13 protein-coding genes are annotated in these 13,065 nt (G+C 40.8%); 8 read left to right on the top strand and 5 right to left on the bottom strand.

Annotated elements, in window-relative coordinates:
* Positions 1-39: 39 nt before the first annotated feature.
* Positions 40-2,499 carry a methyl-accepting chemotaxis protein gene (locus tag R8N23_RS15075; RefSeq protein WP_318172440.1) on the top strand — a complete coding sequence of 820 codons (2,460 nt, stop codon included), beginning with the start codon at positions 40-42 and terminating at the stop codon, positions 2,497-2,499.
* A gap of 76 nt (positions 2,500-2,575) precedes the next feature.
* On the opposite strand, the gene R8N23_RS15070 is transcribed toward R8N23_RS15075, so the two are convergent.
* The 3 genes from R8N23_RS15070 to R8N23_RS15060 all read right to left on the bottom strand — a co-directional run bounded on the left by R8N23_RS15070 (position 2,576) and on the right by R8N23_RS15060 (position 5,283).
* Positions 2,576-2,968 carry a hypothetical protein gene (locus R8N23_RS15070; protein WP_318172439.1) on the bottom strand — a complete coding sequence of 131 codons (393 nt, stop codon included), beginning with the start codon at positions 2,966-2,968 and terminating at the stop codon, positions 2,576-2,578.
* A gap of 33 nt (positions 2,969-3,001) precedes the next feature.
* Positions 3,002-4,495: an XRE family transcriptional regulator gene (locus R8N23_RS15065; RefSeq protein ID WP_318172438.1), complete on the bottom strand. Its 1,494-nt coding sequence runs from the start codon at positions 4,493-4,495 to the stop codon at positions 3,002-3,004.
* Positions 4,496-4,569: 74 nt separating this feature from the next.
* Positions 4,570-5,283 (bottom strand): hypothetical protein, encoded by a 714-nt coding sequence (locus R8N23_RS15060; protein WP_318172437.1) that lies wholly within the window; start codon positions 5,281-5,283, stop codon positions 4,570-4,572.
* Between the two features lie 92 nt (positions 5,284-5,375).
* Between R8N23_RS15060 and R8N23_RS15055 the strand changes: the two genes are divergently transcribed.
* The 5 genes from R8N23_RS15055 to R8N23_RS15035 all read left to right on the top strand — a co-directional run bounded on the left by R8N23_RS15055 (position 5,376) and on the right by R8N23_RS15035 (position 9,546).
* Positions 5,376-6,032, top strand: coding sequence for a CoA pyrophosphatase (locus R8N23_RS15055; protein ID WP_318172436.1), 657 nt, complete (start codon positions 5,376-5,378; stop codon positions 6,030-6,032).
* Positions 6,029-7,279 carry a DUF819 domain-containing protein gene (locus R8N23_RS15050; RefSeq protein WP_318172435.1) on the top strand — a complete coding sequence of 417 codons (1,251 nt, stop codon included), beginning with the start codon at positions 6,029-6,031 and terminating at the stop codon, positions 7,277-7,279. The genes R8N23_RS15055 and R8N23_RS15050 overlap by 4 nt, the downstream gene beginning before the upstream one ends.
* Before the next feature lie 73 nt (positions 7,280-7,352).
* A complete protein-coding gene (locus R8N23_RS15045) occupies positions 7,353-8,126 on the top strand; it encodes a SprB repeat-containing protein (protein WP_318172434.1) in 774 nt (257 codons plus the stop codon).
* A 3-nt stretch (positions 8,127-8,129) separates the two neighbouring features.
* A complete protein-coding gene (locus R8N23_RS15040; protein ID WP_318172433.1) occupies positions 8,130-8,669 on the top strand; it encodes a YceI family protein in 540 nt (179 codons plus the stop codon).
* 67 nt (positions 8,670-8,736) lie between these two features.
* Complete coding sequence (locus tag R8N23_RS15035) at positions 8,737-9,546, top strand: DUF5777 family beta-barrel protein (protein WP_318172432.1); 810 nt, start codon at positions 8,737-8,739, stop codon at positions 9,544-9,546.
* On the opposite strand, the gene R8N23_RS15030 is transcribed toward R8N23_RS15035, so the two are convergent.
* Positions 9,536-10,036: a GNAT family N-acetyltransferase gene (locus tag R8N23_RS15030; protein WP_318172431.1), complete on the bottom strand. Its 501-nt coding sequence runs from the start codon at positions 10,034-10,036 to the stop codon at positions 9,536-9,538. The genes R8N23_RS15035 and R8N23_RS15030 overlap by 11 nt on opposite strands.
* Before the next feature lie 96 nt (positions 10,037-10,132).
* Between R8N23_RS15030 and R8N23_RS15025 the strand changes: the two genes are divergently transcribed.
* On the top strand, positions 10,133-11,155 hold the full coding sequence (locus R8N23_RS15025) for an alcohol dehydrogenase catalytic domain-containing protein (RefSeq protein WP_318172430.1): 1,023 nt from the start codon (positions 10,133-10,135) through the stop codon (positions 11,153-11,155).
* The gene (locus R8N23_RS15020) at positions 11,152-11,913 is read left to right on the top strand and encodes a type III pantothenate kinase (protein ID WP_318172429.1); all 762 of its coding nucleotides are present in this window, start codon (positions 11,152-11,154) and stop codon (positions 11,911-11,913) included. Before R8N23_RS15025 ends, R8N23_RS15020 begins: the two co-directional genes overlap by 4 nt.
* Here R8N23_RS15020 and R8N23_RS15015 read toward each other — a convergent pair.
* A complete protein-coding gene (locus R8N23_RS15015; RefSeq protein WP_318172428.1) occupies positions 11,905-12,963 on the bottom strand; it encodes an AMP-binding protein in 1,059 nt (352 codons plus the stop codon). The genes R8N23_RS15020 and R8N23_RS15015 overlap by 9 nt on opposite strands.
* Positions 12,964-13,065: the final 102 nt, after the last annotated feature.

Genomic DNA, 13,065 nt, shown 5'->3' with positions numbered 1-13,065 from the left:
CCATTAACCTCATGATAGCATAGCCAATTTATTTTAGCCGTGGAATTATTAACATCATCTGAGGAGAAGGCTATGAATTTATTTAGAGGCTTGTCGGGAAAATTTCTCATTCCCTATGCACTGACATTGATTTTTGGTATATGGACTTATTTTACTTTCCAGAACATTCGAGAGCTTCATGAGACCAAAGAGTCTTTGCAAACCATCCAACTCCGTGTATTGGAAATTAGGAAGCATGAAAAGGATTTTCTAGCTAGAGACTATAAAAACGAGTCATTCATTACCAAAGGAAAAAGTAAATACCTTTCAGCGCTTAATGAACGAGTCTCTCAACTAATTGAACAAACGGACAGCCTAAGGTTAAGTCACCGAATTGAGTCGGTAAAAATAGATAGCATGCAAATGCTGTTGGGAAATTATGCTTCAGCATTCAATACTTTGGCAGAAATGATCAGAGAAAAAGGATTTAAAGATCATGGTTTGGAGGGACAGCTAAGGCAGGCCATTCATGAGGTGGAGGATGCAGAATTTGTCTATGATAAATATTATATGCTGATGCTTCGTCGGCACGAAAAGGATTTTTTCTTAAGAAAAGACATGAAATACCTGGGTAAGTTCGAACAAGGGATTATTGATTTCAAAAACCATTTGGCTCAATTGAACGGTAGTCAGTCAAAGAAACAGGAGATTTTAGTAAAGCTAGGCCAATACCAAACAGGATTCAAAAAAGTAGTTGACATCCAACAAAAGATAGGGTTAGACGAAACGGACGGATTGCATGGGAAATTGCGTGAGGCTATCCATCAGTTTACTCCATATATGGATGATATCGTGGCTTCCAACAATAAACACATTACCGCTGAGATAGCTAAAAGTTCCTGGGCACTGGTGCTATTGTTTGGTATGATTTTACTCACTGGTGGGATTGTGCTGACTTATCACATCAATAAAATCACGCGAAATATCAATCTGATTAAATTCAATGCGTTGACCTTGGCCAAAGGTGGTTTTCCCAAGGCTCACAAAGTGAACTCACGTGATGAATTGGGGCAGGCGCACGAAGCGCTCAATGTGTTGACCAAAGGTCTGAAGGACAAATCTCAGTTTGCAGAGTCCATTGGTGAAGGTAATTTTAATGCAGAATTGGAGCTGCTAGGGTCTGACGATATTCTGGGTAAAAGTCTGGTGCACATGCGCCAGAACCTTTCTACCGTAGTCTATCAAATCAATCACGTGGTAGCTTCTGCCGGCGAGAGGGGCGACCTCGAAAGCAGAATAGACTTGTCTAATATGATTGGATTTTGGCTTGACTTGAGTCAATCCATCAATGCACTGCTAGAGGCATTTGCCACTCCCATCAAAACGATGGATAAAATAGTGAATGCCATGTCGAAGGGCGATTTGACAGTGAGATACAGTGAAGACAGCAATGGACAGATAAAAACATTGTCAGACAACCTCAATACTGCACTAGATAATCTGAATGAAGTGCTTAGTAAAATATCACAGAATGCCGAAGTGGTCAACGACTCTACCTCAGAAATGAACTTGAGCAGCGATGAGATGAATCGGAGTATGAATGAAATAGCCACAGCTACAGATCAAATGAGTCAGGGTGCACAGAACCAAGTGGTAAAAGTAGACCAATCGTCGATTTTAGTCGATAGCATTTTGCGCTCGATCGACGATATGGGACATCGATCTGAGCGAATTTATCATTCGGCAAAGCATGGTGTCAATAGTAGTACTCAAGGTGTAGAGATGGTCAAGAATGTAGAGAAAAACATGCTCAACATCATCCTACTTACGAGTAAAACTTCTGAAACAGTGAAGACACTAAAAGATCGATCCAAGGAAATTTCCGGCGTGCTAAGACTGATCAACGAAATTGCTACGCAGACAAATCTGCTGGCACTCAATGCCAGCATAGAAGCCGCTCAAGCAGGAGACGCTGGAAGAGGCTTTGCTGTGGTGGCCGAAGAAATTAGAAAACTGGCAGATAGTTCTCGCAGTTCTGTAAGAGAGATAGAAAAGCTCATAAAAGACGTGCAAGATGGTACCAGTGCAGCGGCGCAAGCCATTGAAGATATGAATGCTAGTGTAGCTGACGGAGAAAAAACGTCACTAAAAGCCAGAGAAGTCTTTGAGCAAATGGAAGAGTCGTCCCATGATACTTTGAAACTTTCAGAAGAAATCTTGAAGGCTACCAAAAACCGAAAAATTGAAGTAAAAGAGATCGCTAAGATCACGGAAAGTATCGTGGTGATCGCCGAACAAAGCGCGGCCGGTACTGAAGAAATGGCAGTTTCAGCAACTGAGCTTCGGTCTGGAATGAAAGTCTTTCGCGCTAAGTCGGGTGAGCTTTCTGCAGTGGCTAGTGCACTTCATGATGAGGTGAGTAGATTCACCCTTCAGTCAAAAGACCATTTCATAGACCCTGCCCATGAAAATAAAAATGCATCGAAGGTTCAAGATGTGGTGATGTTTGTAGATCTGTAATTCAAAACTGATTCGAAGTTCTTGAATAGGAAATAACAAACTATTAACTCGACTAGCTCAAGTGGTGGGTTACGTTTTATACTCCCATCATCAACAATGTCCCAATAATTATTAGTACAACCCATCCAGGGTGTTTGCCTTTGGTACCCACTAAAACCAGAGCGGAAGACATAAACATGGTATACATAGCCGACAGAATAATGAAATTCGTAAATGAGGAGCTTGAATCGCTTGGGTTTATGGAAATCTTGATAAGTATAGCCCCAATACACCAACCGAAAACTGAGGCCAAATGCCAAGTGGCCCATAAAATTCGCAGATGTCGTTCTTTCAGGTCTTGATTCACCTGACTCGGAATAAATGTCCCCTTCTCTCTTTTGTTTTTGAAAATCAAAAACTCACCAAGAAATGAGTGTATCAAACCTAACAGGAAACAAAGGATGGCAGCGGTTAGCAAATAATAATTCATGACTTGATATAGTTGACTTACTTTTTCAAAGTACTACTTTGGGTTAAAGCTTTCCAAAATCTCCTTTCTTTCCTCTTCTTTTTTTAGTCTTTCATAAACATAAGGAGGGGAAGCACGGACTTTGCAGTTCTGTGCCATGCAGCGTTCGCAGGTGTCGTTCACGAGCTGGGTCTTAATGGCTTTGTCCCCTAGAAACTTAATGGTGTTACGCACCTTTTCATCAAGTTTGATGCCGAGTGCCAAGCTGTTGTTCATCCCCTTGGTAGGCGTGAAGGGTTTGGCTAGCGACAATAGCAAAAACTCCTCGCCTGTATCTATATATCGAGCGATTTGTGCGCCGCCGATGATCTCTCCAGGTTTAGTCTTGTGAATTTCTTCCAACTCGTCCAGCATGGTGATAAATTTCCACCTTCTACAGAAGTGCTCTTGCAACGTCGTGCCCCTTGGTTGGTTGGTTCTGGAGAGGTGCATCTCTTTGCCTAGGTGATAGTGATCTGTGCCAGGCCTATGGTTGAATTTAAAAAAGAATAATTCATGAAAGCCAAAATATTCCGGTAGTAGATTGGTCATGCGCTGAAGAACCATCTCTGGCGTCGTATTATAGTGGCGCATGGTGTCAATCAGAATGTTTTGATTCCATTGCTCATTAGAGAAAAAGTCTTGAAGATCCTGAAGGAAATTTTTTCTATTGATCAAAACCGCTGAGGCAAAATAAGACGCTTTGAAATCATTGAGTACCTGATCAAAATTGTCAATCTTCACCCAGGGAGTGGCCGTGTTTCGCTGCTTGAATTTCAGGAAGTTGAAACCCACTTCTTTGGCCAGATAAAATGCTCTCTGCCGCTGACTCAATTCACTATTGAGTACCAATTTTTTTCTTCGCTTCTCTTGAATCATTAGACTTCGTAAGTCACTCAAAGAGGCGTGTTCAGTAAAGTCGTTGCTGACGAGTTTGTAGTTGTACTTTTCGGTCAGGTAATCTTCAAACTCCGATTCAGGGATATACTTACCCGCCAATAGTCTTACTTCTTCGGAAAATTGTTCTGCAGCTTCTTCAATCTCCGGGAAGAAGTTTTCATGAATCTCCTGATAGCTACGCAATACGGAGAAATAGAACGTCTCTACTCTCACATCATAATTACGACTCACTTCCAGCAAGGTGCCGATAAAGGCGTTGAGTTTTGAAGGAGCATTGGACAACAAGTCCAGCAGCCGGGACAGTTCTAATCCAAACAAGTCAAGCGGCAATTCCGAAAGAATGCCAGAATGTAACAGTCGAGATACTGGTGCCAATTTTTTATTGAGCACTTCTGACTTTAGTTCAGTAGGTTTTACTTTGAGAGCCTCAGCCAGAGCAATGAGTTTTTCTGACTTTGGATATTTTTTACCTTTTTCAATCTCATTCAAATAGGAAACGGAAATTCCCGAAAGGTCTGATAATTGCTGAAGCGACAATTCATGATTTTGTCTCAACTGCTTCAGTTTGATTCCAAAGATGAGTTTGACGTATTCTTTGTTTAATGCCATAATGAATCATCAAAATAAGCAGAAAATTCAGTCTCTGCCATTTCAAAAAAGGATTTTAAAATAAAATGGGGGAATCACCGTAGTTCCCCTTCTTTGGCGAAGAGCTTCATTAGGCTCACCATATGTGCAAATAGCACGGCTGGAACTACAAAGCCGGGCAACCAAATAAATGGAAAGTGGAATACCGCAACATTAGGCTGATCAAACGCGAACATCTGAAAAGGGGTAGGAGCAGCCAGGATGGCATGGCCAACAATATTGATTAGTAAGCCAAGTGTGATGAAATTCCAAAGGATGGCTCCAATTCGATTTTTACTCCTTAGTCCCACCATAAAAATAGCCACGAAGGGCGCAGAAATACCAGAGAGAATATCATAGTTGACGCCCTCGAAAGTAAGCAAGTAAGGCACCAGTTGACTGCCTGCCAACCACCAGAGCACAATCTCAATAGGTACACGTATGATGTGCAAGTAGGTGAGTGTCGTAATTGGAATTTGCATCAAGAATGTTCTGGATCCCTTGAGAGATAGCAGGATAATAATTGCAATAACTGGCGGAGGCAAAACGAAAAAGAGCCTTGGAGGCATCGCATCGAAATCCAGAAAAAAATCATAAAGTGCCAGAAGGGCTATCAAAAAAAGCCAGACCATGATAAAGGTCGAGGCGACTACCGCATGGTTGCTGGATTTGTTCTTTTGGGCTAGTTTGATACCGTAATAAAGGAACCCAAAGGTGGCAGCGACTGTAGCTAGAAAAACGCCACTGACATAGGAAGGAAGTTCACTCATAAGGTTTTTAATGATGTAGAACTAAGTTAATAATTATCTTGATATGTTTGTCAGTCCGCAATTATTTTTTGAATTGGATAAATACCTAAAAGTTGATTGATAGTAGTAACTGGCAGACATTTAAAACAGCACTAAAAACCGCGCTGAAAGCCGAACCTTTGGGGATCGAAGCACAGAAAGAGATGGCTCCACTACCAGATGTCTCACAACGGTTCGATAGAGATAGCGCCAAGAAGGCACGCCAGAGTGCTGTCATGATCTTGCTCTATCAAAAAAATGACAAGGTTCAATTTCCCCTTATTGTAAGGCCACAATATCCTGGTGTCCATAGTGGGCAGGTAGCCTTGCCAGGAGGTAAGTACGAAGAAGACGATAAGGATTTGATTTATACTGCTTTGCGTGAAACTCAGGAAGAAATTGGTGTAAGCATGGACGATGTCGAAGTGATAGGTCAGTTGTCAGAATTGTTCGTTCCTCCGAGTAATTTCAATATCCTACCTGTGGTAGGCGTGCTTTCGAAAATTCCTCGATTTGTCCTGGAAGAGAAAGAAGTAGAAGAGCTAGTAATAGCGGATGTCAATGTCTTGAACGACGAAACCAAAAGAAAACAAAAGCAAATGACCTTCTACAGTGGAATCAATGTAGAGGTACCTTATTTTGATATTGAGGATAAGGTCGTATGGGGAGCCACAGCGATGATCCTCAGTGAATTTGCAACCATAATTAACAACATAAACAGTATAAAATGAACGAATCTACAGCTATGATTACCAACGATGCGGTGGTCTTTGGACTCCTAATGATTTTATTGGGAATTGTATTCAAAACTAACGCTTCATCTCATCCTTTTTGGAAGAAGTTTTATGGAATTTTCCCATCTGTACTGGTGTGTTATTTTCTGCCCTCAGTATTCAATTCCATGGGTATTATAGATGGCAATAATTCTAAACTGTATTTTGTGGCATCCAGATATATGTTACCTGCAGCTTTAGTATTGCTAACCCTTAGTACCAATTTCAAGGAGATAAAAAAACTGGGCTCAAAAGCTATCATCATGTTCCTTACTGGGACCGTTGGTATTGTGATAGGAGGTCCAATTGCATTATTGGTGATGGGCTGGATTGCTCCGGATGTGATAGGTGCAAGCGCAGAAGATGTTTGGCGTGGCATGACGACCGTAGCTGGAAGTTGGATTGGTGGTAGTGCTAATCAGGCTGCCATGAAGGAAGTATTTGAGGTCGGTGATGTCATCTTCTCTAAAATGGTAACGGTAGATATTTTAGTCGCGAATGTATGGATGGCTGTTATCCTGATCGGTGCTGGGAAGTCAAAAATGGTTGATAAAATATTTAAAGCCGATTCGTCAGCTATCGATGATGTAAAGCATAGAATAGAAGCTTACAGTGCAAGTATTGCGAAGATGCCTACGTTAACAGACTTTATGACCATTTTGGCGATCGGTTCGGGTGCCACAGGAATTGCTCATTTGCTGAGCGATATCATTGCACCATTCTTAGCTACTAACTATCCTGAACTGGCCACATATAGTCTGACTAGTGGATTCTTTTGGATCGTTGTAATTGCAACCGCAATAGGACTCAGCCTTTCTTTTACCAAATATAGGAATTTGGAAGGGGTAGGATCTACTCGTGTAGGCAGCGCGTTTATCTATGTGATTATTGCTACTATTGGGATGCACATGGATGTGATGGCAATTTTTGAATCTCCAGGATTGTTTTTGGTTGGGATCATCTGGATGTTGGTTCATGTGATTTTACTTCTAGGCGTAGCTAAGTTGATCAGAGCACCATTCTTCTTCGTAGCTGTAGGAAGTCAGGCGAATGTAGGTGGAGCTGCCTCAGCACCAGTGGTGGCAGCCGCTTTTCATCCGTCGTTAGCTCCAGTGGGTGTCTTGTTGGCTGTATTAGGTTATACCTTGGGCACCTATGCAGCTTATATTTGTGGCCTTTTGATGCAGGCAGCTTCTGTAAATTAAATTTTGTTGAAATCTGAAAAGAAACTTTACTTCGTAGATACGTGTATGTACATGTATTGACTGTTATATGCTTATGAGAATTGGAATTTTTACATTGATAGTAATTGTATGCTTTGCTTGTTCTGACAATCAAGAGGTTGATTGCAATCTTTCTGATTTGGAATTGACTGTTTCAGGTAATGAAAATGCAGATTGTAACGAAGGAGCCAGCATAACTCTGGAAGCTATTGGAGGAGAAGGACCTTATTTATTTCGATTTGATGGTTCTCCATTTCAGGATTTAACAGAGTTTAATGGCGTATCGCTAGGCGGTCCATTTTTGGCTGAGGTAAAAGATGCCAATGGTTGTGAAGCCACTTTAGAAGTCATTGTCTCAGGTGATGAAAATACGGTTTCATTTAGTGCATCTACAGCTGTGGCAGGATGTGGTTCAGCAAACGGGTCTATAGGCGTTACTGCTTCGGGAGGTGATGGAAGTTATCAGTATCGGTTAGAAAATGGTGCGTTTGGATCTATTACTTCGTTTTCTGGGCTAGAATCGGGCACCTATCAAGTAAGCGTGAAGGATGGGACGGGTTGTATCAATGTGAAAGGCATCAAAGTCTTGTCTGGTATTAGTTATGAAAATAGTGTGGAGTCAATCATTATCGGTAGCTGTGCTACCACAGATTGTCACGTGAGCGGCACAGGTAGAGTGAATTTGACAGTATTCGATAATGTTCAAAAAAATGCTGAGTCAATCAAAACTAGGGTGCTCAATGGTAGCATGCCGAAAGATGATGTGTTGACAGATGCAGAAATCGAAGCTATTGTTTGTTGGGTGGATGATGGCGCTCTAAACAATTAAGTTATGAAAAAGCCAATCGTATTATTTGTATTTCTTCTTTGTGGGTTTTCAACTATTGCTCAGAAGTATATAAGTGATCAAAGTCGCGTACATTTCTATTCCAGCGCACCTGTAGAAGATATTGAAGCCGTTAATAATCAAGCCAAAAGTGCCATCGATTTGTCCAACGGTGGATTTGCCTTTTCTGTACCGAGTAATCAGTTCCAGTTCAAAAAATCATTGATGCAAGAGCATTTCAATGAAAGCTATATGGAGTCAGAGAAATATCCAAAAACCACCTTTACTGGCAAGGTGAAAAATTGGGTGCTGTTTGAGGGAGAACGAGAGGTAATGGCTTCAGGTGATTTGACTATTCATGGCGTAACAAAGTATGTGGAGGTTCCAGCCAAACTAAATATTCAAAATGATCAATTGATCGTGGATAGCGTGTTTCCAGTGGCGCTGGCCGAATATAAAATCAAAATTCCTAAGGCACTGTTTTACAATATCGCAGATACCGTAGAAGTCACTGTTCATTTTGAATACAAACCATTAACCAAATAAACTTATGAGACGCTTAACATTATTTTTTCTTTTTTGCTCATTTTCTGTGTTTGCACAAGATGATCTCATGTCATTATTAGCTGAGGAAGAAAAGGATCAAGAAGTAGAGGCTACCTTCAAAAGTACAAGGTTGATTAGCGGACAAACCACGGAGATGCGATCGGCCGGGATATTGGATTTTGTAATTTCTCACCGATTCGGCACAGTCAATCAAGGCATTGAGCAGTTTTATGGACTAGACGATGCCTACATTCGTTTGGGTTTAGATTACGGGGTTACCGATCGGTTAAATGTGGGTATTGGCCGTTCGTCATTTCAGAAAGTTGTAGATGGTTCGATAAAGTATAAAATATTGATTCAACAGACTGGTAAGAAGTCTGTTCCAGTTTCCTTAGTGGCTTTCACAAGTTTGGCCATTAAGACTGGCGACGGCGCGTTCAGTGACCCGACTATAGATCACCCATTTAGCGATCGTTTGTATTCTACCTTCCAACTGTTGGTTTCTCGGAAGATGAATACCAATCTGTCTCTTCAATTTATGCCCACTTTCATTCATCGGAATTTAGTACCATCTGGAGAGTACCCCAATGATGTAATTGCATTAGGCGTTGGCGGCCGATACAAGATCAGCAAACGAGTAGCTATCAATGCAGAATGGTTCCCTCAAGTAACAGAGAAAGGACCGGAGGTGACTAATGCCTTATCATTTGGTGTAGATATTGAAACCGGTGGACACGTTTTCCAAATACACCTGACCAACTCAAGATCCATGATCGAACAGGGCTTCATATCAGAAACCACTGGTAGCTGGTCTGATGGTGATATTCATATTGGTTTTAATATTTCTAGAGTTTTTGATTTAACACCTAATAAGTAGGGTTATCTATTTGATAGAAAACAATAGGGCTATCATCTATTTTTTTGGTTTCTTTTTTTGACATGTTGAGACTTTCACAAACTTTTATCGATGCAATATTGGCCTCGTCCATTGAAGCGATGAGATAGTTGAATTTCAATTTTTCAAAAGTGTGCTTAATGACCGATTGACTGGCTTCTTTTGCATAGCCATTTCTTGTGTGTTTGGGGTCTATCACATACAGCAACTGAGGTTGAGGTTCATCGAAAAAATTCCAAAGTCCAGCGTAGCCAATTTGATTTTTTGCACTATCAATTTTCCACAGACCCCACTGGTTTTCATTGAAAAGACGTATGGATTCGTTGATAATATCATTGGCCAAAGACTCGGAAATCACCTCATCATTCCATAAATATTTACGGACTTGTGGATTAATATTTAGCTCGTGAAACCAAAGACTGTCTGTAGAAGAAATTGGCGTCAAGTTCAATCTGTTTGTTGTCAATTTCATAGACATTAAGTTAGTGAAAATAGAAATATTGAGCATGTGGGATTCTTTAATAAGATTTTCCCAATCTTTGGCATTGCTTAATAAAAGAAACAAGACATGGAAAGACAAGCCTATCGGATCGACAAAGTTGGTTCTACTTCAAATCTAAAATTAGTCACAGAGTCACTCGAAGAGCCGAAATCCAACGAAGTGCAAGTGGAGGTGCATGCCATAGGTCTCAACTTCGCGGATGTCTTTGCCATTCATGGCCTATATAGCGCTACCCCAAAAGGGAGTTTTGTTCCTGGGTTAGAATTTTCAGGGAAAATCACAAAAGTTGGACCTGAAGTGGCGGGGTTCAAAGAAGGCGATCGAATCATGGGTGTGACGCGATTTGGGGGGTATGCCAGCCATCTTAATATTGATGATCGCCATATTGTACCATTAGCTGATGATTGGACCTATGAAGAGGGCGCGGCGTATCTGGTGCAAGGTATGACGGCGTATTATGCTTTGGTGTTTTTAGGAGGACTTCAAAAAAAACATACCGTACTCATTCATAGTGGTGCTGGAGGCGTGGGCATTATGTCCAACCGGATTGCGAAATGTTATGAGGCTTATACTATTGGAACCATTGGTAGTGATAACAAAATGAATGTGCTGGAAGCTGAAGGTTTTGATGGAAAAATTGTCCGAAGCAAAAACTTTGAAAAAGATCTAGAGCGAGCCCTTGATGGACGAGAATTAAATCTCATTGTAGAAACCATAGGCGGAGAGATTTTCAAAGCAGGATATAACCTATTAGCCCCGCAAGGTAGAATGGTGGTGGTTGGGGCCTCTCAGTTTGCTTCTCCTGGTTCCAAACCTAATTATCTTAAGCTCCTTTGGAAATTCCTTACAAGGCCTAAGATTGATCCTCAGCAAATGATTCAGGAGAACCGATCCGTGATGGGATTCAATCTGATCTGGCTGTATGAAAAAGTAGATGTTATGGATGACCTATTAAAGGATATGGCTAAACTTGATTTGGGAAAGCCTATGGTAGGTCAAACTTTTGAGTTTGATCAAATGCACGATGCCATTAAGCTTTTTCAAAGTGGAAAATCAACCGGAAAAGTAGTAGTGAAAACGAACGCATGACGATTGCTATAGACATAGGGAATACGGATGTGGTAGTTGGTTTTTATAATCAGGAGTGGAAACATATCTTTCGAGTGCCGTCCAATCTGGAAATGGAAACTGCCGAATATGAAAAGCGCTTGAGAGATTTTCTTTTAGAAGAAAATGTTCCTGTACCTACTGTTCGGCAAGTGGTTTTGAGTAGCGTTGTACCTGACCTTACACCAGTGATTTTAGAAGTGTTTGATCAGTTTTATGAAGGAGAAATTAAGGTAGTTGATGGTGAACTGCTTCAGCAGCTTTCCTTAGGAAATATTGACCCCTATGAGTTGGGTTCTGATTTGGCGGCTAATGCAGTAGGAGCTTTTGATCGTTTTCAACAAAGTGCCATCGTGGTAGATTTTGGAACGGCTTTGACTTTTACCAGTGTGAATGATCAAGGGGAAATATTAGGAGTAGCCATAGCTCCTGGTGTTCGTACGGCTATGAAATCATTGTCTTCGAATACCGCACGTTTACCGGAAATTCCATTGGAAATTCCGTCCAAAACATTGGGCAATAATACAGTGGAAGCCCTTCAAGCAGGAATCATGCATGGGTATGTGGGAATGATTCGTCATATGGTCGAACAGATAAAGGTAGAAATGGGGGAGACTCCTAAAGTCATTGCAACCGGTGGGCTGTCCTTTATTTTTGAACCACTTCATGACCTCTTTGATGAAATGGATGTCAATTTAACTTTAGAAGGTCTGAGGATGATCTTGAATAAGCTAAAGTAGACCTAAGGCTTTTTTTCGAGTTTCTTCTCGTTTGACCTTTCCGGAATCGGTTCTTTCGAATGCATCTATTTCTATACATTGTCTGGGGATGTGGTATTTTGAAAAATCCATTGCGATGGCTTTTTCAATTTCATTCAATTGGTCATTTGATAATCGCTGCCTTTCGGTGATAATTATACATTCACTTCCTAATTGTAAATCAGATTTCCAGCTTATAATGAAATCAGAATTGATAAGGGTTTCAATAGATTTCTCCAATTGCTCTGGATGAATTTTAATGCCTCCGGAATTGATTACATGATCTCGTCTACCCAGCCATCGGAATTTGTCCGAATCATGTAACTCTACTATATCGTTGGTTTGTATGATATGACCCTGAGTGACTTGCCCAGTTATATATAGACAACCTTCCTCATCTTGTCCAATCTGTATGCCTGGCAATACTTTGAATAATGCTTCTGAATAATTTCCCTTAACAGGCATCAGCGCAATATGGCTGACGGTTTCTGTCATGCCATATGTGACGAAAATATTCGTGTTTATCTCGGTTAGACGATTAAAAGCGGATTGAGTTAAAGGAGCCCCGCCAATGAGTATATTTTTGATTTCACCCAATTGGTCAATCGTCCCATCTTCAATCATTTTATATATCTGAATAGGAACAAAAGAGGCAAAATCAATGGGTTCTTCAACTGATTGCAATGGGTTGGAGCTAGGTCTTTTTAATAACAAATCCATATCGTTAATAAGGCATCGAGCGGCCATCATCATAGAGGCAACAAAATTTGGATCTAGGCAAATCAGAGCCTTGTGGTCTTTTTCTAGACCTAAAAAACTTGTTGTTCCGTGAACACTCGCGATAATTTGGTCTTTGCTTATAGTTATTGTTTTCGGGATACCGGTGGAACCCGAAGTTTGAAATTCAAAACTCGAGTTTCCATGAATCCAGGATTTGATGAAATGTATCAGCTTACTTGCTTCTGGATAACCTTTTTGTAAGTCGTTGAGCGACTCCAGCGGGTAGTTGGTCTCTTCGAAAACTATTTCCATCAATTGAGAGTATTAGTAGTAATTTTGTTATCGTCAAATATCAAAAAAAAACCATTACCAATCTTGATAATTTTATATGCGTCAAGAATGTATTATGTTTGA

It is taken from the genome of Reichenbachiella sp. (genome assembly GCF_033344935.1).
GTDB lineage: Bacteria > Bacteroidota > Bacteroidia > Cytophagales > Cyclobacteriaceae > Reichenbachiella.
The sequence above is the reverse complement of the archived record's forward strand: the minus strand, read 5'-3'. Positions and strand labels throughout refer to the sequence as shown.